Annotated in this window: 23 protein-coding genes; 13 read left to right on the top strand and 10 right to left on the bottom strand. The window is 68.3% G+C overall.

All coding sequences use genetic code 11. From position 1 onward, the window contains the following. Window positions 1-4 precede the first annotated feature (4 nt). Both B7D75_RS21480 and B7D75_RS21485 read right to left on the bottom strand, forming a co-directional pair. Window positions 5-1,387 (bottom strand): sensor histidine kinase, encoded by a 1,383-nt coding sequence (locus B7D75_RS21480; protein ID WP_033996888.1) that lies wholly within the window; start codon window positions 1,385-1,387, stop codon window positions 5-7. Continuing rightward, window positions 1,380-2,051 (bottom strand): response regulator, encoded by a 672-nt coding sequence (locus B7D75_RS21485; protein WP_003156856.1) that lies wholly within the window; start codon window positions 2,049-2,051, stop codon window positions 1,380-1,382. Before B7D75_RS21485 ends, B7D75_RS21480 begins: the two co-directional genes overlap by 8 nt. A gap of 210 nt (window positions 2,052-2,261) precedes the next feature. Between B7D75_RS21485 and B7D75_RS21490 the strand changes: the two genes are divergently transcribed. From B7D75_RS21490 to B7D75_RS21510, 5 genes are read left to right on the top strand one after another with little or no spacing between them, the layout of a single operon-like run. Continuing rightward, entirely contained in the window at window positions 2,262-3,545 is a 1,284-nt protein-coding gene (locus B7D75_RS21490) for an OprD family porin (protein WP_043101374.1), read from the top strand. A gap of 29 nt (window positions 3,546-3,574) precedes the next feature. Continuing rightward, complete coding sequence (locus tag B7D75_RS21495; RefSeq protein WP_107114408.1) at window positions 3,575-4,558, top strand: Bug family tripartite tricarboxylate transporter substrate binding protein; 984 nt, start codon at window positions 3,575-3,577, stop codon at window positions 4,556-4,558. 48 nt (window positions 4,559-4,606) lie between these two features. Continuing rightward, window positions 4,607-5,077 (top strand): tripartite tricarboxylate transporter TctB family protein, encoded by a 471-nt coding sequence (locus B7D75_RS21500; protein ID WP_034079180.1) that lies wholly within the window; start codon window positions 4,607-4,609, stop codon window positions 5,075-5,077. A gap of 10 nt (window positions 5,078-5,087) precedes the next feature. Next, entirely contained in the window at window positions 5,088-6,605 is a 1,518-nt protein-coding gene (locus B7D75_RS21505; protein WP_012077043.1) for a tripartite tricarboxylate transporter permease, read from the top strand. Further along, window positions 6,598-7,635, top strand: a complete 1,038-nt coding sequence (locus tag B7D75_RS21510; protein ID WP_034079177.1) for an AbrB family transcriptional regulator — start codon at window positions 6,598-6,600, stop codon at window positions 7,633-7,635. The genes B7D75_RS21505 and B7D75_RS21510 overlap by 8 nt, the downstream gene beginning before the upstream one ends. Before the next feature lie 112 nt (window positions 7,636-7,747). Here the strand turns inward: B7D75_RS21510 and ung are convergent, their stop codons facing one another. The 3 genes from ung to B7D75_RS21525 all read right to left on the bottom strand — a co-directional run bounded on the left by ung (window position 7,748) and on the right by B7D75_RS21525 (window position 10,301). After that, entirely contained in the window at window positions 7,748-8,443 is a 696-nt protein-coding gene (gene ung, locus B7D75_RS21515; protein ID WP_003106436.1) for a uracil-DNA glycosylase, read from the bottom strand. Between the two features lie 98 nt (window positions 8,444-8,541). After that, window positions 8,542-9,363, bottom strand: coding sequence for a VanW family protein (locus B7D75_RS21520; RefSeq protein ID WP_012077045.1), 822 nt, complete (start codon window positions 9,361-9,363; stop codon window positions 8,542-8,544). Window positions 9,364-9,419: 56 nt separating this feature from the next. Next, the gene (locus B7D75_RS21525; protein ID WP_003155027.1) at window positions 9,420-10,301 is read right to left on the bottom strand and encodes an AraC family transcriptional regulator; all 882 of its coding nucleotides are present in this window, start codon (window positions 10,299-10,301) and stop codon (window positions 9,420-9,422) included. Window positions 10,302-10,433: 132 nt separating this feature from the next. Between B7D75_RS21525 and B7D75_RS21530 the strand changes: the two genes are divergently transcribed. From B7D75_RS21530 to B7D75_RS21560, 7 genes are all read left to right on the top strand, one after another. Next, window positions 10,434-11,942 (top strand): CoA-acylating methylmalonate-semialdehyde dehydrogenase, encoded by a 1,509-nt coding sequence (locus B7D75_RS21530; protein ID WP_107114409.1) that lies wholly within the window; start codon window positions 10,434-10,436, stop codon window positions 11,940-11,942. Window positions 11,943-11,953: 11 nt separating this feature from the next. Continuing rightward, window positions 11,954-13,117: an isobutyryl-CoA dehydrogenase gene (locus B7D75_RS21535; protein ID WP_034079173.1), complete on the top strand. Its 1,164-nt coding sequence runs from the start codon at window positions 11,954-11,956 to the stop codon at window positions 13,115-13,117. Between the two features lie 65 nt (window positions 13,118-13,182). Continuing rightward, on the top strand, window positions 13,183-14,001 hold the full coding sequence (locus B7D75_RS21540; protein WP_012077048.1) for an enoyl-CoA hydratase: 819 nt from the start codon (window positions 13,183-13,185) through the stop codon (window positions 13,999-14,001). Between the two features lie 58 nt (window positions 14,002-14,059). Beyond that, window positions 14,060-15,163, top strand: coding sequence for an enoyl-CoA hydratase/isomerase family protein (locus B7D75_RS21545; RefSeq protein WP_043101370.1), 1,104 nt, complete (start codon window positions 14,060-14,062; stop codon window positions 15,161-15,163). Window positions 15,164-15,271: 108 nt separating this feature from the next. Continuing rightward, entirely contained in the window at window positions 15,272-16,168 is an 897-nt protein-coding gene (gene mmsB, locus B7D75_RS21550) for a 3-hydroxyisobutyrate dehydrogenase (protein WP_012077050.1), read from the top strand. A 57-nt stretch (window positions 16,169-16,225) separates the two neighbouring features. After that, entirely contained in the window at window positions 16,226-16,870 is a 645-nt protein-coding gene (locus B7D75_RS21555) for a potassium channel family protein (RefSeq protein WP_012077051.1), read from the top strand. A gap of 114 nt (window positions 16,871-16,984) precedes the next feature. After that, entirely contained in the window at window positions 16,985-17,626 is a 642-nt protein-coding gene (locus B7D75_RS21560; protein WP_058135731.1) for an NAD(P)-dependent oxidoreductase, read from the top strand. Window positions 17,627-17,660: 34 nt separating this feature from the next. On the opposite strand, the gene B7D75_RS21565 is transcribed toward B7D75_RS21560, so the two are convergent. Next, the gene (locus B7D75_RS21565; protein WP_107114410.1) at window positions 17,661-19,637 is read right to left on the bottom strand and encodes an alkyl/aryl-sulfatase; all 1,977 of its coding nucleotides are present in this window, start codon (window positions 19,635-19,637) and stop codon (window positions 17,661-17,663) included. 102 nt (window positions 19,638-19,739) lie between these two features. Here B7D75_RS21565 and B7D75_RS21570 point away from each other — a divergent pair, with 102 nt between their 5' ends. Further along, a complete protein-coding gene (locus B7D75_RS21570; protein ID WP_107114411.1) occupies window positions 19,740-20,654 on the top strand; it encodes a LysR family transcriptional regulator in 915 nt (304 codons plus the stop codon). A 2-nt stretch (window positions 20,655-20,656) separates the two neighbouring features. Here B7D75_RS21570 and B7D75_RS21575 read toward each other — a convergent pair whose 3' ends face one another. From B7D75_RS21575 to B7D75_RS21590, 4 genes are all read right to left on the bottom strand, one after another. Beyond that, the gene (locus B7D75_RS21575) at window positions 20,657-20,848 is read right to left on the bottom strand and encodes a hypothetical protein (RefSeq protein ID WP_012077055.1); all 192 of its coding nucleotides are present in this window, start codon (window positions 20,846-20,848) and stop codon (window positions 20,657-20,659) included. Window positions 20,849-20,968: 120 nt separating this feature from the next. After that, on the bottom strand, window positions 20,969-21,214 hold the full coding sequence (locus B7D75_RS21580) for a DUF1145 domain-containing protein (RefSeq protein ID WP_003151246.1): 246 nt from the start codon (window positions 21,212-21,214) through the stop codon (window positions 20,969-20,971). Between the two features lie 116 nt (window positions 21,215-21,330). Continuing rightward, complete coding sequence (locus tag B7D75_RS21585) at window positions 21,331-21,789, bottom strand: hypothetical protein (protein ID WP_107114412.1); 459 nt, start codon at window positions 21,787-21,789, stop codon at window positions 21,331-21,333. A 93-nt stretch (window positions 21,790-21,882) separates the two neighbouring features. Next, entirely contained in the window at window positions 21,883-22,062 is a 180-nt protein-coding gene (locus B7D75_RS21590; protein WP_003151251.1) for a hypothetical protein, read from the bottom strand. Between the last annotated feature and the right edge of the window lie 186 nt (window positions 22,063-22,248).

Raw genomic sequence — 22,248 nt, forward strand, 5'->3', positions numbered from 1 at the left:
CGCCCTACTCCGCCGGGAAACGCACCCGCACCAGCAGGCCACCCAGTCCGCCCTGGTCGAGCTGGATCTGCGCGCGGTGCGCCCGGCAGACTTCGCCGACGATCGCCAGCCCCAGGCCGCTACCGGGGCTGTCGCCACGCCGGTAGAAGCGCTCGAAGACCCGCTCGCGATCGGCCTCGGGAATCCCCGGACCGTCATCCTCCACTTCCAGCACGCCTTCCCCCAGTACCCTGAGGATCACATTGCCGCCCTGCGGGGTATGCGCCAGCGCGTTGTCCAGCAGGTTGCTGAGCAGTTCGTTGAGCAATGTCGGTTCGCCCTGGATCCACACCGACCCGGCGCTTTCCAGGGCCAGCGTGGCACCGCGCGCGTAGGCCAGCGGCGCCAGCGCCATGCCCAGTTCCCTGGCCAGGGCGGTCAGGTCGATGCATTCGGCGCCCCCCTCGGCGATGGCCTGGGCGCCGCTTTCGATGCGCGCCAGGGAGAGCAACTGGTTGGCCAGGTGGATCAGTCGGTCGGTGTTCTTCGCGGTGGTCTCCAGGGTCGAGCGCCAGGACCCGGGCTCGCGTTCGCGCAGGCCGAGTTCCAGACGCGCCTTCAGCGCCGCCAGCGGCGTGCGCAGCTCGTGGGCGGCATCGGCGATGAACTGCGACTGGCGCTCGAACAGACCGCGCAGGCGCTGGGTGAAGTGGTTCAGCGACTCCACCAGCGGGCGCAGCTCACGCTGCACCTCGAGCATCGGCAACGGGCGCAGGTCGTCCGGCTGGCGCTCCTCCACCTCGCGGCGCAGGCGGTCCAGCGGGCGCAACGCGGCGCTCACCGCCAGCCACACCAGCACCAGCGCGCCGACCCCGAGCAGGCCCAGGCGCAGCAGGGTATCGGTCATCAGGCTGCGTGCCATGCGCTCGCGGGCGCCCTCGGTCTCGGCCACGCGGATCTCCGCCATGCCGCTCATGCTCGGCTCGCTGACTGGCTGCAGCAGGCTCACCACGCGCACGTCGACGCCCTGGTAGACGCCGTCGTAGAACTTCGCCAGGGCCGGATAGTCGTCGGTGCGCAGAGCCTCGGCGGGCGCCGCCGGAAGATTCTCATAGCCGGAGATCATGCGCCCGTGGATGTCGTTGACCTGGTAGAAGATCCGCCCGGCGCTGTCGTAGGCGAAGGTGTCCAGGGCCACGTAGGGCACGTCGGCGCGCAGCGTGCCGTCCTTTTCGTAGAGGCCGTCGGCGATCGCTCGCGCCGAGGCCAGCAGGGTCCGGTCGTAGGCGGTGTCGGCCGCCTCGCGGCCGTTCCAGTAGGCGCTCAGGCTGCTCGCCAGCAACACCAGCAACAGGAGCAGGGCCAGCCGCAGCAGCAGCCGCCCGCGCAGGCTGCCGGCATCAGTCACCCTGCGCCTCCAGCAGGTAGCCGAGGCCACGGAAGGTGACGATGCGTACGGCGCCGCCCTCCAGCTTCTTGCGCAGGCGGTGGACGTAGATCTCGATGGCATCGGCGCTGGCCTCCTCGTCGAGGCCGAAGACCTGGGCCGCCAGTTGCTCCTTGCTCATCACCCGCCCCGGGCGGGCGATCATCGCCTCCAGCACCGCCTGCTCCCGCGAGGTCAGGGTCAGCGGCTGCTCGTCGAGGCTGAAACGCCGGGTGCCGAGGTCGTAGGCCAGGGCGCCGCAACGCTGTACCTGCTCGCCGCCGAGCATGCTGCGGCGCAGCAGGGCCTTGACCCGCGCCTCCAGCTCGGACAGTTCGAAGGGCTTGGCCAGGTAGTCGTCGGCGCCGAGATTGAGCCCGTGCACCCGGTCCTTCACCTCGCCGCGCGCGGTGAGCATCAGCACCGGCAGGGTCTTGCCACGCCCGCGCAGGCGCGCCAGCACCTCGAAACCGTCCATCCGCGGCAGGCCGACGTCGAGGATCGCCAGGGCGTACTCCTCGCTGGCCAGGGCCAGGTCGGCGGCCACTCCGTCCTGCAGCAGGTCCACCGTCCAGCCGGCGCCCTTGAGCGCCTGGACCACGCTTTCGGCGAGTTGCGGATGGTCTTCCACCAGAAGGATGCGCATGGACGGTTCTCCACCACCGGATGAGGGCACAAGAGGCGAAGTGTACCGGGGAAAACCCACGGGTAAATGGCTTCTCTGCCACCAGGGATTGCTGAAAGCCTGGCGAAAGCTTGGCGCCTTAGGATCAGTCGATGGACGGCGCAGATCGTCCGCCAAAACGCCCTGCAGCGTGGTGCTCGGCGTACAAGAACAAGAACCGGAGACCACCGCATGTCCATTTCCCTGCCTCAGGCCGCAAGGTCTGTACGCCTGTCCCGCCGCACCACCCTGACCACCAGCGCCGTCGTGCTCGCCGGCATCGCGCCCCTGGGCAACGCCGCCGGCTTCCTCGAAGACAGCAAGGCCAGCCTGGAAACCCGCAACTTCTACATGAACCGCGACTTCCGCGACGGCCCCGGCCAGTCCAAGCGCGAGGAGTGGGCGCAAGGCTTCATCCTCAACCTGCAGTCCGGCTACACCCAGGGCACCGTCGGCTTCGGCCTCGATGCCATGGGCATGCTCGGCGTCAAGCTCGACTCCGGCCGCGGCCGCAGCGGCACCGGGCTGCTGCCGAAGGACTCCGACGGCCGTGCGCCGGACAGCTACTCGAAGCTGGGCCTGACCGCCAAGGTCAAGGTTTCGAAGAGCGAACTGAAAGTCGGCACGCTGATTCCGAAACTGCCGTCGGTGCAACCGAACAACGGTCGGATCTTCCCGCAGATCTTCGAGGGCGCCCTGCTCACCTCGAAGGAAATCAAGAACCTCGGCTTCACCGCCGGGCGCCTGGAGAAGACCAAGATCCGCAATTCGAGCGACTCCGAGGACCTCGCACTGAACGACAAGAACGGCCGTTTCGCCGGGGTCAGCGCCGACCACTTCGACCTCGGCGGGCTGGACTACAAGCTCAGCGACAACCTCACCGCCAGCTACCACTACAGCAACCTGCAGGACGTCTACCGCCAGCATTTCGTCGGCCTGCTGCATACCTGGCCGATCGGCCCCGGCGAACTGACCAGCGACCTGCGCTTCGCCCGCAGCACCGATAGCGGCTCGGCCAAGGCTGGTGGCATCGACAACAAGTCGCTCAACGGCATGTTCACCTACAGCCTCGGCAACCACGCCGTCGGCGCGGCCTGGCAACGAATGAACGGCGACGACGCGTTCCCCTACCTGGAAGGCAGCAACCCGTACCTGGTCAACTTCGTCCAGATCAACGACTTCGCCGGCCCCCGGGAGCGCTCCTGGCAACTGCGCTACGACTACGATTTCGTCGGCCTCGGCATTCCCGGCCTGACCTTCATGACCCGCTACATCAAGGGCGACAACATCGAGCTCGCCGGCCAGCGTGGCGAAGGCCGCGAGTGGGAACGCGACACCGAGCTGCAGTACGTGTTCCAGAGCGGCGCACTGAAGAACCTCGGAATCCGCTGGCGCAACGCGAGTTTCCGTTCCAACTTCACCCGCAACGTCGATGAGAACCGCCTGATCGTCAGCTATACCCTGCCGATCTGGTAAGCCAGAACAAGAACTCCCCAGGAGCTCCGATCATGATGAAACCGTCTTTTCGTCCCCTCGTCTCGCTTGCCGCCGGCCTGCTGCTGGCCGGCGCCGCCGTGGCCGAACCCAAGCGTCCCGAATGCATCGCCCCGGCCTCGCCCGGCGGTGGCTTCGACCTGACCTGCAAGCTGGCGCAGAGCGCCCTGGTCGAGGGCAAGCTGCTGAGCAAGCCGATGCGCGTCACTTACATGCCCGGCGGCGTCGGCGCGGTCGCCTATAACGCGGTGGTCGCCCAGCGTCCGGGCGACGCCGGCACCATCACCGCCTTCTCCAGCGGCTCCCTGTTGAACTTGGCCCAGGGCAAGTTCGGCCGCTTCGACGAGAACGCGGTGAAATGGCTGGCCGCCATCGGCACCAGCTACGGCGCCATCGCCGTGCGCAACGACTCGCCCTACAAGAACCTCGACGACCTGGTGAAGGCGCTCAAGACCGACCCGAGCAAGGTGGTGATCGGTTCCGGCGGCACCGTCGGCAGCCAGGACTGGATGCAGACCGCGCTGATCGCCAAGGCCGCCGGGATCAACCCGCGCGACCTCCGCTACGTGGCCCTGGAGGGCGGCGGCGAGATCGCCACCGCGCTGCTCGGCGGGCACATCCAGGTCGGCAGTACCGACATTTCCGACTCCATGCCGCACATCCTCAGCGGCGACATGCGCCTGCTCGCTGTGTTCTCCGAGGAGCGCCTGCCGGAAGAGGCGATGGCCGGCATCCCCACCGCCAAGGAACAGGGCTACGACATCGTCTGGCCGGTGGTCCGCGGCTTCTACCTGGGGCCGAAGGTCAGCGACGAGGACTACGCCTGGTGGAAGAACGCCTTCGACCAGTTGCTGGCCTCCGAGGACTTCGCCCAGCTGCGCGACCAGCGCGAGCTGTTCCCCTTCGCCATGACCGGGGAGGAACTCGACGGCTACGTGAAGAAGCAGGTCCAGCAATACAAGCAACTGGCCAAGGATTTCGGCCTGATCCAGTAAGCCTGTCCGCGCGCGGCCGCACTCCGGCCGCGCCACGAGGATCGTTCCATGACCCATTCAACGCTCTACCAGCGCCTGTTCGCCGGGCTCTGGCTGCTCGCCTGCGTCGGCCTGGCGATCGCCGGCTGGCAATACCAGGCGCCGTTTTCCTACGAACCGGTCGGACCGCGCGCCTACCCGCTGCTCTGCCTGGCGCTGATGGGCGCCGGCCTGGCCTGGCTGATCGCGCGGCCGACGCCGATCCGCCACGCCGAAGACGAACAACCGCTGGGCGCCGCCGTGCTGCTCAAGGTGGTCGCCTGCATCGCCCTGCTGCTGGTATTCGCCGGCCTGTTCGAAACGCTCGGCTTCATTCTCAGCGCCGCCCTGGTCGGCTCCTGCATGGCCATTCTCTACGGCGCCCGGCCGCTGCCCGCGGTGATCACCGCGTGTCTGCTCGGCATCGGCCTGTACTGGCTGTTCGACCGCGCCCTGGACGTCCCGCTGCCGCTGGGCGTCCTCGACTTCCTGCCGCTGTGAGGACTTCGTGATGGAAACCCTGAACTACCTGGGCCACGGTTTCGGCGTCGCGATGACCCCGACCAACCTGATCACCGCGCTGATCGGCACCCTGATCGGCACCATCGTCGGCCTGCTGCCCGGTCTCGGCCCGATCAATGGCGTGGCGCTGCTGATCCCGGTGGCCTTCGCCCTCGGCCTGCCGCCGGAAACCGCACTGATCCTGCTCGCCGCCGTGTACCTGGGCTGCGAGTACGGCGGGCGCATCAGCTCGATCCTGCTCAACATCCCCGGCGAAGCCTCGACCGTGATGACCACCCTCGACGGCTATCCGATGGCGCGCAAGGGCCTGGCCGGCGTGGCCCTGTCGCTGTCGGCCTGGAGCTCGTTCATCGGCGCCTTCATCGCCACCTGCGGAATGGTCCTGTTCGCCCCGCTGCTGGCCAAATGGGCGATCGCCTTCGGCCCGGCGGAATACTTCGTGCTGATGGTGTTCGCCATCGTCTGCCTCGGCGGCATGGCCGGCGACAAACCGCTGAAGACCCTGCTGGCGGCGCTGCTCGGCCTGTTCCTTTCCTGTGTCGGGATCGACGCCAACAGCGGTGTCTACCGCTTCACCGGCGACAGCATCCATCTCGCCGATGGCATCCAGTTCGTGGTCCTGGTCCTGGGCCTGTTCTCGGTCAGCGAGATCCTCCTGCTGCTGGAGAAGACCCATCACGGCCAGGAGGCGGTGAAGGCCACCGGACGGATGATGTTCAACCTCAAGGAGGCCGCCAGCGTGTTCGCCGTCAACCTGCGCTGTGGCGTGCTCGGCTTCGTCATGGGCGTGCTGCCTGGCGCCGGCGCGACCCTGGCCAGCGCGGTGGCCTACATGACCGAGAAGAAGCTGGCCGGCGCCAAGGGCGAGTTCGGCAAGGGCGACATGCGCGGCCTGGCCGCCCCGGAGACGGCCATCGGCGGCGCGGCCTGCGGCGCCATGGTGCCGATGCTGACCCTCGGCGTGCCCGGCTCGGGCACCACCGCGGTGATGATCGGCGCGCTGACCCTGTACAACATCACCCCCGGCCCGCTGCTGTTCCAGCAGCAACCGGACATCGTCTGGGGGCTGATCGCCTCGCTGTTCATCGCCAACGTCATGCTGATCATCCTCAACGTGCCGATGGTCCGCGTGTTCACCCGCATCCTCGCGGTGCCGAACTGGGCCCTGGTGCCGGCCATCGCGATCATCACCGGGATCGGCGTGTACGGCGTGCACGCCACCACCTTCGACCTGTTCCTGATGGTCGGCATCGGCGTGCTCGGCTACATCCTGCGCAAGCTCGACTTCCCGCTCTCGCCGCTGCTGCTGGGCTTCATTCTCGGCGGCCTGATGGAACAGAACCTGCGCCGCGCGCTGTCGATCTCCAACGGCGAACTGGGCATCCTCTGGTCGAGCCCGATCAGCCTGGTGACCTGGGCGCTGGTGGTGGTGATGCTGCTGTTGCCGCTGCTCCGCGCCTGGCGCCGCCGCGCGGCGCGACGCGCGACAGGATTGGCCGATGCCTGACCGCGCCACCTGGAAGCTGTACTGGGCGACCCCGCTGGTGGGCGCCCTCGGCGGCTGGCTGGCGAGCCTGGTCGGCTGGCCGCTGCCATGGATGATCGGCTCCCTGCTGGCGGTGATGCTGGTGCGCTGCCTGGCCGACCTGCCGCTGGCCGAGGTGCCGGGCGCGCGCAAGTGCGGGCAGTGGATCGTCGGCATCGGCATCGGCCTGCACTTCACACCGGCGGTGATCGAGCAGGTGCTGGCGCACAGCGCGATCATCGTCTTCGGCGCCGTAGCCACCACGCTTTCCAGCGTGCTGGCGATCGTTTTCCTGCGCCGCAGCGGCGAGGACCGCGCCACCGCATTCTTCGCCAGCATGCCCGGCGGTGCCAGCGAGATGGTCAACCTCGGCCAGCGCCACGGCGCGGTGCTCAGCCGCGTCGCCGCGGCGCAGAGCCTGCGCCTGCTGCTGGTGGTGCTGCTGGTGCCGGCGGCGTTCCAGTACCTGCTCGGCGGCGGCCAGCCCGGCCCGCACCAGGCCGCACCGGTGGACTGGCGTTGGCTGGCCCTGCTGTTCCCGGCCGGGGCACTGGTCGCGCTGGGCTGGCAGAAGCTGCGTCAGCCCAATCCCTGGCTGCTCGGCCCGCTGTTGCTGGCGGCCACCGTCAGCCTCGCTTTCAACCTGCAGATCGGCTTGCCGGCGGGTTCCAGCGGCGTCGGCCAGTGGCTGATCGGCAGCGCCCTGGGCTGTCATTTCAACCGCAGCTTCTTCCGCAGCGCACCGGCCTTCGTCAGTCGCACCCTGGTCTGCACGCTGTGGATGATGCTCGCCGCGGCGCTCACCGCCGAGTTGCTCGGCTGGCTGAGCACCCTCGACCACCAGTCGCTGATGCTCGGCATGATGCCCGGCGGCATCGCCGAACTGAGCCTGACCGCAGAAGCCCTGCAATTCTCGGTGCCGCTGGTCACCGCCCTGCAGGTGCTGAGGCTGTTGCTGGTGCTGTTCCTCGCCGAGCCGTGCTTCCGCTACTGGACGAAGCGCGCCGGCTGACCGAGCCACGCCGCCACACCGGATGTGTGGCGTTTTCCAGCCCGCCTCGTGCGGGCTTTTTTAATCGCGGGAACGGCTGCGGCGGACTGCCGGGCGGCGGCCCCGGCGGGCTTCAGAGATCCGGCAGCGACCAGTCGATCGGCGTCTTGCCGTTCTGTTCGAGGAACTTGTTGGTGCGGCTGAAGTGACCGTTGCCGAGGAAGCCGCGGTAGGCCGACAGCGGCGACGGATGCGCCGACTTGAGGATCAGATGGCGCTGCGGGTCGATCAGCTTCTGCTTGCTCTGCGCGTGACTGCCCCAGAGCAGGAACACCAGGCGCTCGCAACGCTCGTTGACCACCTCGATGACGCGGTCGGTGAAAGGCTGCCAGCCGGCGTTGGCGTGGGAGCCGGCCTTGGCCTGCTCGACGGTCAGCGAGGTGTTGAGCAGCAGCACGCCCTGCTCCGCCCAGCGCTGCAGGTAGCCGTTGTTGGGAATCGGGATGTTCAGGTCGCGGTTGAGTTCCTTGTAGATGTTCTGCAAGGACGGCGGCGTCGGTACCCCGGGCTGCACCGAGAAGCACAGGCCGTGGGCCTGGCCCGGCCCGTGGTAGGGGTCCTGGCCGATGATCACCACCTTGACGTTCTCCAGCGGCGTGGTGTTCAGCGCGTTGAAGATCAGCGGACCGGGAGGGAAGATCACCTTGCCGGCGGCCTTTTCCTGGCGCAGGAACTCGCCCAGCTGCTTCATGTAGGGCTTGTCGAATTCCTCGCGCAGCGCTTCCTTCCAGCTCGCCTCGAGCTTGATGCGGTCGTCGTTATCGGTCATGGAACCCCCTGTCTCGGTACTGAAAAAGTCGTCCGGCCTTTTCAGAAGGTCGCCGACAGCCTGTGGCCGCGGAACCGTAGAAAAGCGCGCCGCGCTTGTCAATCTCGGGACAGGCGGGCCTCTTCCACCGGATACTTCACGCACACCCGGTTGCGGTACAGGCACTCGCTGGCCAGCAGGGTGCCGGCCTGGCCCTTTTCCCGGATATCGCGCCAGATCTCGTTGAGCCTCAACACCGCATCGCCGTCGCGGACAAAGCGCTGGGCCCTCTCGTAGACGTGGTAGCGCACAGGGCGCGGCGCGCTGCACAGCAGTTCGCCTTCCAATTGGTGGGCGGCGATATGGAAGCGCAGCTGGAAGCTATCCGCCGTCGGATTGTGCAGCACCAGGTCGATGAAGTTGTAGAAGATCGCCGCGCCCGAGCCGAACGGCAGGATCCGTCCCTCGTCGGGGAACGGATCGAAGCTGTGGTTGGCCCGCTCCACCACGCGCAGCGGCGAATGCAGGGCCATCCAGTGGATCAGGTTGCTCAGTTGGCAGATGCCGCCGCCGATTCCGCTGCGCGCCTCGCCGAAGGACAGCTCCATGCCTTCGACGAAGCCACGCCGGGCGCTGGGCCGACCGACCAGCCGGCAGAACGAGAAGTACTCGCCGGGGCCGATGCGCACGCCGTTCATGCAGTCCACCGCCAGGCGCAGGTTGACCACCTTGTTGCGTTGCAGGGCGAGGTCGCTGTCGCCGAGGCGCCGAATCAGCTTCGAGGTATGCCTGATGTAGCGGTGCGGCAGGCGCTCGTCGACCAATGGCAGCCGCGCGTAGCGGCGGCCGCCAAGACGCCAGCGGCAGTGCCGCCAGAGACGCCGTTGCCAGACCCGCAGCCAGTAGAGCCAGGGGTGGTAGAGCGATAGAGGTTTGCGCATCGACGATCCTTGTCGGTCTCGGCCCACTGGCCGGAGACGGCATTATGCCCGGAGTGCTAGCCCTGGTGCAGCGCCCGGTAGTGACTGGGCGCCATGCCCACCACCTTGCGGAACAGCCGCGAGAAGTAATAGGGATCGGCGTAGCCGAGCTGCTCGGCGATCTGTCGCACCTCCAGCGCGCCCTCGTCGAGCAGGCGGCAGGCATGGGCCATCTTCATCTGGATGAAGTCCTGGATCGGTGCCTGGCCGGTCAGGGCGCGGTAGGTCTTGGCGAAATGGAAACGCGACAGCTTGAACTGCGCCGCCAGTTCGTCGAGGTTCAGGCTGTCGTGCAGGTGCGCGCGCATCAGCGCCTGTACCGCGTCGATGTCCAGCACCCGCCCGGACTTCAGGCTGGCCCGCGCCGGACGCACCGCCAGCGAGGTGAGCAGGCCCTGCAACAGGTGCGCGGCATGGATGAAGTGCGGCAGGCTGAGGCCCTGGCGGCGCAGCGCCAGCAGCGCGTCGAACTCCGCCAGCAGGCGCGGCTGCATGCCCAGGCGCAGGCGCGGGACGCTGCCCAGCGGGTGCAGGAAGTCCTCCGCCAGGACGCCTTCGAAATGCACCCAGTAGATGCTCCATGGCCGCTGCGAGTCGGCGCCGTAGGCATGTTCCAGGCCCTTGGGCAGGACCAGCAGGTCGCCGCCGCCGACCTCGACGCGCTCGCCGGCGCATTCCAGCCAGCCACGCCCGGCGCGGCAGTAGATCAGCAGATGGTCATCCGGCGTGCGCCGCTGCATGCGGTGGCCATGGGCTTCGGGGTAATAGCCCAGGGCCAGTGGATAGCAGGCCTGGCCGAGCGGGTGGCGGGCCAGGGCGCGACGCAGGCGCGGCGGCGTGATGAAACGCACGCCCTGGTTGGGCAGGGGCCAGGCGGAGGTCTGTACGGAACGCTTCACGGCGATGCGACTCGGCAGTCTGAATCCCAAGATCGTCCATCCCTTGCGCAAGATCGTCAATCCACAGGCGGCTTGCGGCCGGCTATAACGACTCAAAACAACATCCCGGCCCACCGGGAAGCGGAGGAGACGATGGCCAAGGCAATCCCCCAGCTGATCGACGGCGAATGGCGCGGCAGCCGTTCCCGCGAACTGATCGAAGTCACCGATCCGGCGACCCAGGACGTCCTCGCGCTGGCACCGAAGGCCACCGCCGACGAGATCGAGCAGGCCATCGCCAGCGCCCAGCGCGCCTTCGAGACCTGGCGCGAAGTCCCGGCTTCCGAGCGAGCGCGGTTGATGCTGCGCTACCAGCACCTGCTCAAGGAACACCACGACGAACTCGGCGAACTGCTGGCCCGCGAGACCGGCAAGAACCTTGCCGATGCCAAGGGCGACGTGTGGCGCGGCATCGAGGTGGTCGAGCACGCCGCCAACGTGGCCAGCCTGATGATGGGCGAGACGGTGGAGAACGTCGCCCGCGAGATCGACACCGCCAGTTGGATCCAGCCCCTCGGCGTGTGCGCCGGGATCACCCCGTTCAATTTCCCGGCGATGATCCCGCTATGGATGTTCCCGCTGGCCATCGCCTGCGGCAACACCTTCGTCCTCAAGCCCTCCGAGCAGGATCCGCTGACGCCCAACCGCCTCGCCGAACTGTTCCTCGAGGCCGGCGCGCCGAAGGGCATGCTGCAGGTGATCCATGGCGGCCGCGAACAGGTCGATGCCCTGCTCACCCACCCTGACATCCGGGCGATTTCCTTCGTCGGCTCGGTCGCCGTCGGCCAGCACGTGTACCGCACCGGCACTGCGCACCTGAAGCGGGTGCAGGCCTTCGCCGGGGCGAAGAACCACATGGTGATCCTCCCCGACGCGAACAAGGCCCAGGTCCTCGGCAACCTGGTCGGCGCCAGCTGCGGCGCCGCCGGCCAGCGCTGCATGGCGATCAGCGCGGCGGTGTTCGTCGGCGCGGCGCGCGAGTGGATTCCCGAGCTGGCCGAGCGGATGGCCGCCCTGCGCCCCGGTCACTGGCAGGACCCGGACGCCGCCTATGGTCCGCTGATCAGCCCGCAGGCGCGGCAGCGCGTGCTGCGCCTGATCGCCGAAGGCAAGGCGGAAGGCGCCGAGTGCCTGCTCGACGGCTCGCAGTGCCAGGTCGAAGGCTATCCCAACGGCAACTGGCTCGGTCCCACCCTGTTCCGCGCAGTGACGCCGAGGATGGGCCTGTACCGCGAGGAAATCTTCGGCCCGGTGCTGGCCTGCCTGGAGGTGGATAGCCTGGAAGAGGCCATCGCCCTGGTCAACGCCAATCCCTATGGCAACGGCACCAGCCTGTTCACCCGCTCCGGCGGCGCCGCTCGGCGCTACCAGCACGCGGTGCAGGTCGGCCAGGTGGGAATCAACGTGCCGATCCCGGTACCGTTGCCGTTCTTCTCCTTCACCGGCTGGAAGGGCTCCTTCTACGGCGACCTGCACGCCTACGGCAAGCAGGCGGTGCGCTTCTATACCGAGACCAAGACCGTCACCAGCCGCTGGTTCGACGATGAACCGACGGCCGACGAATCGTCGGCCGGCCCGAACATGACCATCCATCTCAAGTGACCCGAGGACCTATGGATTTCGACCTCACCGAAGAACAACGCCTGCTGGTGGAGAGCGCCCGCGCCTTCGCCCGCCACGAACTGGCGCCGAAGGCGGCCGACTGGGACCGCGACCATCACTTCCCGGTGGACGTCATCCGCGCCGCCGCCGAACAGGGCTACCTCGGCCTGTACATCGCCGAGGAAGACGGCGGCCTGGGCCTGTCGCGGCTTTCCACCTCGCTGATCTTCGAGCAACTGGCGGCCGGCTGCGTGGCCACCACCGCCTACATCAGCATCCACAACATGGCCGCCTGGATGCTCGCCTCGTTCGGCGACGCGGCGCTGAAGGAGGCCTGGCTGCCCGGCCTGATCGGCGGCGAGCTGCTCGCCTCCTACTGCCTCACCGAGCCGGACGCCGGCTCCGACGCCGCGCGCCTGCGCACCCGCGCCCGTCGCGAGGGCGACGAATACGTGCTCGACGGCAGCAAGTGCTTCATCTCCGGCGCCGGCAGCACCCAGGTACTGATCGTCATGGCGCGCACCGGCGAGGACGGCGCCAGGGGCATTTCCTGCTTCCTGGTGCCGGCCGATGCGCCCGGCATCCGCTACGGCCGCAACGAGGACAAGATGGGCTGGCGCGCCCAGCCGACCCGCACCATCACCTTCGAAGGCGTGCGCATCCCCGCCGGCAACCGCATCGGCCCGGAGGGCCAGGGCTTCGTCTATGCCATGAAAGGCCTCGACGGCGGCCGCCTGAACATCGCCAGTTGTTCCCTGGGCGCCGCCCAGGCGGCGCTGGAGCAGTCGATGCGCTACGTCGAGGAGCGCGAGCAGTTCGGCAAGCCGCTGGCGACCTTCCAGGCCTTGCAGTTCAAGCTCGCCGACATGCTCACCGAACTCACCGCCAGCCGCCAGATGGTCCGCCTCGGCGCCCATCGGCTGGACCGCGGCGACGCCGAGGCGACCCTGTACTGCGCGATGGCCAAGCGCTTCGCCACCGACCGCTGCTTCGATGTCTGCAACGAAGCCTTGCAACTGCACGGCGGCTACGGCTATCTCAACGATTATCCGCTGGAGCGCTGGGTACGCGACACCCGCGTGCACCAGATCCTCGAAGGCACCAACGAAATCATGCGGGTGATCGTCGCCCGCCGCCTGCTGGAGCAGGGCGGCATGCTCGATCGCCTGCTGTGAACGCCGCGAACCATCGCATCCGATAGTGCCGGAACGCCCCGGCCCATGATCCAGTGAGGGACTTCATGAACACTGCCGTCGAACCCTACAAGGCTTCCTCCTTCGACCTGACCCACAAGCTCACCGTGGAGAAGCACGGGCACACCGCGCTGATCACCATCAACCACCCGCCGGCCAACACCTGGGACCGCGATTCGCTGATCGGCCTGCGCCAACTGATCGAGCACCTCAACCGCGACGACGATATCTACGCCCTGGTGGTGACCGGCCAGGGGCCGAAGTTCTTCTCCGCCGGCGCCGACCTGAACATGTTCGCCGACGGCGACAAGGCCCGCGCTCGCGAGATGGCCCGCCGCTTCGGCGAGGCCTTCGAAGCGTTGCGCGATTTCCGCGGGGTGTCGATCGCGGCGATCAACGGCTACGCCATGGGCGGCGGCCTGGAGTGCGCCCTCGCCTGCGACATCCGCATCGCCGAGCGCCAGGCGCAGATGGCCTTGCCGGAGGCCGCGGTGGGCCTGCTGCCCTGCGCCGGCGGGACCCAGGCGCTGCCCTGGCTGGTGGGCGAAGGCTGGGCCAAGCGGATGATCCTCTGCAACGAGCGGGTGGACGCGGAAACCGCCCTGCGCATCGGCCTGGTCGAACAGGTGGTGGATAGCGGCGAGGCGCGCGGCGCCGCCCTGCTGCTGGCGGCCAAGGTGGCACGCCAGAGCCCGGTGGCGATCCGTACCATCAAGCCGCTGATCCAGGGCGCCCGCGAACGCGCGCCGAACGCCTGGCTGCCGGAGGAGCGCGAGCGCTTCGTCGACCTGTTCGACGCCCAGGACACCCGCGAAGGGGTCAACGCCTTCCTCGAGAAGCGCGATCCCAAGTGGCGCAACTGCTGAGCCTTCCCATCGAACCCGGCGGGCTGCGCCACAGCCCGCCCGAGCCGAGACTCCCGACATGAACGTGCTTTTCGAAGAACGCCCGAGCCTGCATGGATTCCGCATCGGCATCGCCACCCTGGATGCGGAAAAGAGCCTGAACGCCTTGTCCCTGCCGATGATCGAGGCCCTGGCGGCGAAGCTCGACGCCTGGGCCGAGGACGCCGGCATCGCCTGCGTGCTGTTGCGCGGCAACGGCGCCAAGGCCTTCTGCGCCGGCGGCGACGTGCGCAAGCTGGTGGATGCCTGCCGCGAGCATCCCGGCGAGGTGCCAGCCCTGGCACGACGCTTCTTCGCCGACGAATACCGCCTCGACTACCGCATCCACACCTACCCGAAGCCCTTCATCTGCTGGGCCCACGGCTATGTGATGGGCGGCGGCATGGGCCTGATGCAGGGGGCCGGGATTCGCATCGTCACCCCGTCCAGCCGCCTGGCGATGCCGGAAATCGGCATCGGCCTGTACCCGGACGTCGGCGCCAGCTGGTTCCTCGCCCGCCTGCCCGGCAGGCTCGGCCTGTTCCTCGGCCTGAGCGCGGCACAGATGAACGCCCGCGACGCCCTCGACCTCGACCTGGCCGACCGCTTCCTTCTCGACGACCAGCAGGACGCCCTGCTCGCCGGCCTGGTGCAGATGAACTGGAACGAGGCGCCCCAGGTGCAACTGCATAGCCTGCTCCGCGCCCTCGAACACGAGGCCCGCGGCGAACTGCCGGAGGCCCAGTTGCTCCCGCGCCGGCCGCGCCTGGACGCACTGCTCGACCAGCCGGACCTGGCGAGCGCCTGGCAGGCGCTGGTGGCGCTGCGCGACGACGCCGACCCGCTGCTTGCGCGTGGCGCGAAGACCCTGGCCGAGGGCTGCCCGATGACCGCACAGCTGGTCTGGCAGCAGATCGCACGGGCGCGCTATCTGTCGCTGGCCGAGGTGTTCCGCCTGGAATACGCCATGAGCCTGAACTGCACGCGCCATCCGGAATTCGCCGAGGGCGTGCGGGCGCGGCTGATCGACCGCGACAACGCGCCGAAGTGGCACTGGCCGGAGGTCGGCGCGATCCCCGCGGCGGTGATCGAGGCGCACTTCGAGCCGACCTGGGAAGGCGAACACCCGCTGGCGGAGCTCTGACCCCCACGGCGGCCTTCTCCCGCGGGAAGAGGGCCGCCAGTCCCGTGCATAGCGTCTAAGCTGTTTCACAGCATCCCCAAGGCCCCGGGCCGCCACAGGAGGAGCTCCATGAAACAGATCGCCTTCATCGGCCTCGGCCACATGGGCGCGCCGATGGCCGCCAACCTGCTCAAGGCCGGCTACCTGCTGAACGTCTTCGACCTGGTGCAGAGCGCCGTCGACGGCTTGGTCGCCGCCGGTGCCAGCGCCGCCCGCAGCGCCCGCGACGCGGTGCGGGGCGCCGACGTGGTGATCAGCATGCTGCCGGCCAGCCAGCATGTGGAAGGTCTGTACCTGGGCGACGACGGGCTGCTCATGCACATTGCCGCCGGCGCCCTGGTGCTGGAGTGCTCGACCATCGCCCCGGCATCGGCGCGCAAGGTCCACGCCGCCGCCCGCGAACGCGGCCTGGCGATGCTCGACGCGCCGGTGTCCGGCGGCACTGCCGGCGCGGCGGCCGGCACCCTGACCTTCATGGTCGGCGGCGACGCCGAAGCCCTGGAAAAGGCCCGGCCGCTGTTCGAGGCCATGGGTCGCAACATCTTCCACGCCGGCCCCGACGGCGCCGGCCAGGTCGCCAAGGTGTGCAACAACCAGCTCCTCGCGGTACTGATGATCGGTACCGCCGAAGCCATGGCCCTGGGCGTTGCCAACGGTCTCGAGGCGAAGGTGCTGGCCGAGATCATGCGCCGCAGCTCCGGCGGCAACTGGGCGCTGGAGGTCTACAACCCCTGGCCGGGGGTGATGGACAATGCCCCGGCGTCGCGCGACTACAGCGGCGGCTTCATGGCCCAGCTGATGGCCAAGGATCTCGGCCTGGCCCAGGAGGCCGCCCAGGCCAGCGCCAGCAGCACGCCGATGGGCAGCCTGGCGCTGAGCCTGTACCGCCTGTTGCTGAAGCAGGGCTATGCGGAGCGGGACTTCTCCGTGGTGCAGAAATTGTTCGATCCGACCCAAGGCCAATAGACACCACGGCGGCTCCTCGCCCAGGCTGGTCAATTCGCCCGATGCGAGGAGCCTTTCGTGAATACCCTGCTGCTGCGCTACCGTTTCCGCCTGCTGTTCTTCTCCACGGTCCTCTTCACCCTGGTCCTCGGCCTCCCTTCCAGCACCAAGCCACGGGTGCTCGGCGCCCTCCTGCTGCTGGTGCTCAGCGGCATGAATACCCTGCGCCGGCGCAGCCCACTGGTCTATCTGACGGCCTTCTTCGGCCTGTTCAGCCTGGCCCTGTACACCACCGCCGACTTCAGCAGCCCCTATTCCAGCCTGCCGCCTGGCCTGCTCCGCGGTCTGAGCCTGATCCTGCTGTACCTGACCCTGTTCGCCGCGCTGTTCCGCCGCGTCACCCAGGAGCGCCCGGTGACCCACGAGCTGCTCTACGGCCTCTGCGCCCTCTACCTGCAGATGGCGCTGGCCTTCGCCCTCGCCTACTACATGGTCGAGCAGATGGCGCCGGCCAGCTTCATCGCCAGCCATGGCGCGCTGGGCCTGGATACCTTCGTCTACTACAGCCTGGTGACCCTGACCACCGTGGGCTACGGCGACATCCAGGCGATCAATCCGCTGGCACGCCTGCTGGCGGGCAGCGAAGGGGTGATCGGGGTGTTGTTCATCGCTCTCGCCGTGGCCCGCAGCCTGACCTTGATGAGCGACAGCGAAGAGCTCTGATTATTAAGCAGAGCTAATGAGTGCATCCGCTTCGCACGGTTTATCCCGATCGTCTCGGCACGGATGATATGTTCCACCGCCGCCCCGCAGCATGTCTCGAACGGAAGGTGCAGCATGAAAATCGCCCTGATCGGCGCCACCGGCCACGTCGGCCACTATTTCCTCAACGAAGCCCTGCTGCGCGGCCACACGGTGTCCGCGCTGGTCCGCGACCCGGGCAAGCTGGCGGCCCGCGACGGCCTCAATGTAGTGCAGGCGGACGTCAGCGACCCGGCCCAGGTGGCCAGCGCCGTAGCATCCCACGAAGTGGTCATCAGCGCCTTCAACGGCGGCTGGGGTAGCGCCGACCTCCGCGCCCGCCACGCCGCCGGCAGCCAGGCCATCCTCGACGGCGTGAAACGCTCCGGCGTGCCGCGCCTGCTGGTCCTCGGCGGCGCCGGGAGCCTGGAGATCGCCCCTGGCCAGCGCCTGGTGGATAGCCCGGAGTTCCCCGAACAGTGGAAGCAGGGCGCCCTCGGCGCCGCCGACGCCCTCGACCAGCTGCGCGGCGAGCAACAACTGGACTGGGTGTTCCTCAGCCCGGCGATGCTCCTCGAACCCGGCCAGCGCAGCGGCAAGTTCCGCCTCGGCGGCGACCAGGTGTTGTTCGACGCCAAGGGCGAGAGCCGGATTTCCCTGGAAGACCTGGCGCTGGCCATGCTCGACGAGGCCGAGCAGCCCCGTCATCATCGCCAGCGCTTCACCGTGGCCTACTGAAAAGCCAAGGCGCCCCTCTCGGGCGCCTTCGTCGTCAGCCCTCGGACTTCGCCGCCGGCGTGACGACATCGAACCAGAAGTCGAAGTCGCCGAGCATGCCGAACAGTTGCCCCAGCAGCAGCGGATTGCCGGAACTCTTCAGCTTGCCTTCGAGGACCAGGCGTACCGCCGACACCTCCTTGAGCAACAGCCGGTTGAGATCGGCGCGGTCGATGCTCACGGTCTGCCCGGCGTCCTCGCTCTGCACGCCGCGCAGGTTGTTCAGGTGCGAGTTCTTCAGTTCCAGCAGGTAGTCCTCGCCGATGTCCGGCAGGCGCAGGTTGATGCTCAGCGCCTTGCCCTCCGCAGCGCTGGCATCCAGGCGCACGCCGAGATAGTCGAACAGCAGGCCGGTATCCATCGCCGCCAGGGCATCGGCGCTTCCGGCCTTCATCGTCGGCTGATCGCGCGGTACGCCGTGGCGCAGTTCGTAGGCGGCGCTCAGGTAGCTGTTGCGCCAGCCGGCGTTCTCCGCCTGGTAGCCGAGCTGCTCCAGGGCGTCGGCCTGCAACTCGCGCGCGGCCCGATTATCCGGCTCGGCGAAGACCAGCCTGTTGACCACCTCGACCACCCAGCGGTACTCGCCCCTGGCATACGACGCCCGCGCCTGCTCCAGCAGGCGCTCGGCGCCGCCCATGTATTCCACGTAGCGGCCCGCCGAGTCCTCCGGGCTGAGCGGGTCGAGGGTCGCCGGGTTGCCGTCGTAGTAGCCCAGGTAGCGGTTCAGCACGGCCCGTGCGTTATGGCTGACCGAGCCGTGGTAGCCGCGGTCGTACCATTCCTGGTCGAGGCTGGCCGGCAGGCGCAGGCGGTTGTGCACCTGGCTGATGGTCACGCCCTGGTTGGCCAGGTGCAGGGTCTGGTCGTGCAGGTAGCCGTACAGGTCGCGCTGCTTCTCCAGGACCTGGACGATCTCCGCGTTGCCCCAGCGCGGCCAGTTGTGCACCGCGAACATCACCTCGGCCTGCCTGCCGAAACGATGCAGCGCCTGGTTGATGTACTTGCTCCAGCCCAGCGCATCGCGTACCTCGGCGCCGCGCAGGGTGTACAGGTTGTGCAGGCTGCCGACCACGTTCTCGGCCATCAGCAGGGCCTTCTGCCGCGGCAGCCAGATGTTCATCTCCGCCGGCGATTCGGTACCCGGCGTGTTCTGGAAGGTGAACGGAACGCCGTCCAGCACCAGGTCCTCGCCCTCGCCTTCGATCAGGCGGGTCGGCGCCAGCAGGCTCAGCGGTCCACGCGCCAGCCCCTTGCCGATGGCCATGTCGACCTGACCCTGCGGCCCCTTGGGCAATTGCGTGCCGTACTGGTAGGTGGCGCGGCGCATCATGGCATTGCCGGCCAGGACATTCTCCTTGATCGCCGCCTCCATGAAGCCGGCCGGAGCGATGATCTGCACCGCGCCGCTGGCGACCTGCTGCGGCTCGACCAGACCGCGCACACCGCCAAAGTGATCGGCGTGGGCATGACTGTAGATCACCGTACGGATCGGCCTCTCGCCCAGCTCGCGGCTGACCAGCTCGTAGGCCGCCCTTGCGGTGGCCGGGGTGGTCAGGGTGTCGACCACTATCCAGCCGCTGTCGCCGCGGATGAAGGTGATGTTGGCCAGGTCGAAGCCGCGCACCTGGTAGATACCCTCGGCAACCTCGAACAGGCCGTACTTGAGATTGAGCAGGGCCTGGCGTTGCAGGCTGGGATTGATGCTGTCGCGGGGCTTGCCGTCGAGGAGAAAGTCGTAGCCGCCGAGCTGCCAGGCGACGCTACCGTCGGGGTTGCGGATGAGCAACCGCTCCGGGCGTCGGATCAGGCCGCGGTCGGCGCGCTCGAAGTCGGCGCGGTCGGCGAAGGGCAATTCCGCTTCGACCCGCCGCTGGGCCTCGACGGTGAAGGCGCTGGGCGGCTTGGCCGCGGTGGGTTCGGCGGCGCCGGCGAGCAGCGGGGCGAGCGCCAGGAGTGCGAGCAGACGGCTCATCGGATGCTCCGTTTTATTGTTGTGGGCTTCGGCTGGCACTATGCCGAGGGGCACGCCAATAATTCCAATGCATTCCAAACCCATATTCGATGCGGGGTCCGCATGAACGATCTACGCCAGTTCCGCCATTTCGTCGCCCTCGCCGAACACGGCCACTTCGCCCGCGCCGCCGAGGCGGTGAATCTCAGCCAGCCAGCGCTGTCGCGCAGCATCCAGGCGCTGGAGGGCCAACTCGGCTGCACACTGGTGGAACGCGGCGGCCGCGGCGTGGCGCTCACCGCCCACGGCCGGCTGGTGCTGGAACACGCCCGCCGCCTGCTGGCCGGGCATCGCGCGCTGCATAACGCGGTGAGCCAGTTGGGAAATCTCGACAGCGGCGAGCTACGCCTGGGCGGCGGTCCCTTCCCCGCCGCACGGCTGTTGCCCGAGGCACTGGCCGGTTTCTCCAGCGCCCACCCATGCGTGCGCGTCGCGCTGCTCATCGAGGACTGGCAGACCCTGCGCCAGCGCCTGCTGGATGACGTCGTCGAACTCTTCGTCGCGGACATCCGCGAGCTGCAAGGCGATCCGCTGTTGCACATCCATCCGCTACCCGAGCATCCCGGCGTACTCTTCTGCCGGCCCGGCCATCCACTGCTGCGTCTGGAGCGGCCGGGCGCCGCGCAACTGGCCGCCTATCCGCTGGCGGGGCCGCGCCTGCCCGAGGAGATCCGCCGCGACCTGGCGCGCCTGCTGCGGCGCGACGAACCGCTCGGTGTGCAATGCGACGACGTGCTGATGCTCAAGGGACTGGTCGGCTCCAGCGAACTGATCAGCCTGGCGCCGTGGGACGTGGTCGCCGCCGATGTCGAGGCCGGCCGCCTGGCGCTGCTGCCCTGGCCGGTCGGCGTCGAGCCCGCCCGCGCCAAGGGTTCCGCCTACGGCCTGGTCAGCCGCGCCGGCCGCAGCCTTTCGCCGGCGGCGGCAGTATTCGTCGAGCGGGTGCTGGAACAGGAGCGGCGCTTCGCCGACGCCTGAGGTCAGCGCCAGCGACCGTCGTCGCGGCGATTCTGCCAGGAACGGTTCCAGTCGCGTCCGCGGTTGTCATGGGCGCGGTCGTGGTAGCGCTCGTAGCGGTAATCGGGGCGATGCCGGTGGTCGTCGCGGTCGTAGAGCACACAGGCCGACAACGGCAGGACGAGGATCAGCAGGGAGGAAAGCAAACGACGCATGGCGCCTCCTGTGCGGCCCCGGCCTCTCCTGCGGATGCGGGAGGATTGCCTTCCGGAGCCTGCACATCGGACTGCGCGACGCGCGGGCGGTGCCCGCGGCGAGGGTAAAGCCTGTGTAAATCAGCCGCGGCTGCGCAGGTGCAGGACGCCGAACAGCAGCACCTGCAGGCGCTCCAGCCAAGGTGCCGGGCGCGCCTCGAGGCGCCCGTTGAGCAACAGGATCTCGGCGGCATGGACCAGCACCAGTACGCCGGACGACAGCAGGATCGGGCGGTGCAGTTCACCCAGCGGATAGGCCAGGTTGACCAGCGCGACGAGCCAGAACATCGCCAGGGCGCCCTTGGCGAACGACAGGAAATGACTCATGGGAACCTCCTCGTTTCGGTATCGGCAGAGTGTGCCGAGCAAATGCGCCAAGGGGGTCCGCACTTTCGACTGGAAAGCACGGCGGAGCTGGCAGGCGCCGCCGTGCCTTCCATCGTTCAGTTGCGCCAGCGGGCCGCGCCGCCGTGGTGGTCCTGGCGCCCCGGGCGGTCCTGCCGACCGTGTTGCTGCCAGCGTTGCGGCGAGTGTCCGCGCCATTGCGGCTGGCCACCGCGCTGCCAGTTGCCCGGATGCCGCTCGCCGCGGTGCGCCGGGCGCGACTCGTGGTAGCGGCGCTCCTGGTAGCGATACTGCTCGCGCCGGTAGTCGCGATGGCCATCGTAGCTCCGTGGCGCCGGGTAGTAGCGGCGGTCGTAGTAGCGCGTCGAGTGGTAGCGCCTTTCACTGCGCCAACCATCGTCATACACGCGATAGCGCGGCACTTCGTAGGCGTAGCCGTAGGGCTGGCCGCGATAGTGGCGCCAGTCGCGGTCATCGTAGTCGTAGTCATAAACCGCGCAGCCACCCAGGCTGGCGAGAAACAGGAGAAGCGGAACTCTCAGGAATGTGCGCCACATGGCAGCCTCCTGCGGCCCCGCCGCCAGCCGGCCGGATGACCGACAACGCTGCGAGGCACGCATACGACGTGAAGACTCGGGAAGGGAGTGGGCTCAGCACCAGCCTTTCTTGGCATGGCCCGGGGGACAATGGGGCGGACCGCCGCGATCGTAGCCGTAGTAGCCGACGTCGAACGGATCCAGCTCGACATAGGCGCCCGGCACACGGACGCTGCATCCGCTTATCAGGTAGGCCGCCAGCAGCAGCCCGATCATTCGCACGACCATCAGCATTCTCCTTCATCGCAGAACGCAGCCGAACCACGCCTGGACAAGATCCCGATGGAGCGGGAAGCCGGTTGCGGCGGATGCAATCCGGCTGCAATAAAGACTGGAAGGAAAAGCGGAAATTCCCTGAATCCGACCAACGACACGGCTACCCACAGGACGTGACCGCCACCAATCTTTCTCGGTAGAGTG

Origin of the sequence: Pseudomonas paraeruginosa, assembly GCF_003025345.2 — a bacterium.
Lineage (GTDB): Bacteria > Pseudomonadota > Gammaproteobacteria > Pseudomonadales > Pseudomonadaceae > Pseudomonas > Pseudomonas paraeruginosa.

Coding starts and splice junctions, on each gene's coding strand:
- B7D75_RS21490 (WP_043101374.1), top strand. CDS start 2,262: ATGTCCATTTCCCTGCCTCAGGCCGCAAGGTCTGTACGCCTGTCCCGC.
- B7D75_RS21540 (WP_012077048.1), top strand. CDS start 13,183: ATGAACACTGCCGTCGAACCCTACAAGGCTTCCTCCTTCGACCTGACC.
- B7D75_RS21565 (WP_107114410.1), bottom strand. CDS start 19,637: ATGAGCCGTCTGCTCGCACTCCTGGCGCTCGCCCCGCTGCTCGCCGGC.
- B7D75_RS21535 (WP_034079173.1), top strand. CDS start 11,954: ATGGATTTCGACCTCACCGAAGAACAACGCCTGCTGGTGGAGAGCGCC.
- B7D75_RS21530 (WP_107114409.1), top strand. CDS start 10,434: ATGGCCAAGGCAATCCCCCAGCTGATCGACGGCGAATGGCGCGGCAGC.
- ung (WP_003106436.1), bottom strand. CDS start 8,443: ATGACCGATAACGACGACCGCATCAAGCTCGAGGCGAGCTGGAAGGAA.
- B7D75_RS21500 (WP_034079180.1), top strand. CDS start 4,607: ATGACCCATTCAACGCTCTACCAGCGCCTGTTCGCCGGGCTCTGGCTG.
- B7D75_RS21505 (WP_012077043.1), top strand. CDS start 5,088: ATGGAAACCCTGAACTACCTGGGCCACGGTTTCGGCGTCGCGATGACC.
- B7D75_RS21580 (WP_003151246.1), bottom strand. CDS start 21,214: ATGAGTCATTTCCTGTCGTTCGCCAAGGGCGCCCTGGCGATGTTCTGG.
- B7D75_RS21585 (WP_107114412.1), bottom strand. CDS start 21,789: ATGTGGCGCACATTCCTGAGAGTTCCGCTTCTCCTGTTTCTCGCCAGC.
- B7D75_RS21560 (WP_058135731.1), top strand. CDS start 16,985: ATGAAAATCGCCCTGATCGGCGCCACCGGCCACGTCGGCCACTATTTC.
- B7D75_RS21510 (WP_034079177.1), top strand. CDS start 6,598: ATGCCTGACCGCGCCACCTGGAAGCTGTACTGGGCGACCCCGCTGGTG.
- B7D75_RS21590 (WP_003151251.1), bottom strand. CDS start 22,062: ATGCTGATGGTCGTGCGAATGATCGGGCTGCTGCTGGCGGCCTACCTG.
- B7D75_RS21575 (WP_012077055.1), bottom strand. CDS start 20,848: ATGCGTCGTTTGCTTTCCTCCCTGCTGATCCTCGTCCTGCCGTTGTCG.
- B7D75_RS21485 (WP_003156856.1), bottom strand. CDS start 2,051: ATGCGCATCCTTCTGGTGGAAGACCATCCGCAACTCGCCGAAAGCGTG.
- mmsB (WP_012077050.1), top strand. CDS start 15,272: ATGAAACAGATCGCCTTCATCGGCCTCGGCCACATGGGCGCGCCGATG.
- B7D75_RS21520 (WP_012077045.1), bottom strand. CDS start 9,363: ATGCGCAAACCTCTATCGCTCTACCACCCCTGGCTCTACTGGCTGCGG.
- B7D75_RS21545 (WP_043101370.1), top strand. CDS start 14,060: ATGAACGTGCTTTTCGAAGAACGCCCGAGCCTGCATGGATTCCGCATC.
- B7D75_RS21570 (WP_107114411.1), top strand. CDS start 19,740: ATGAACGATCTACGCCAGTTCCGCCATTTCGTCGCCCTCGCCGAACAC.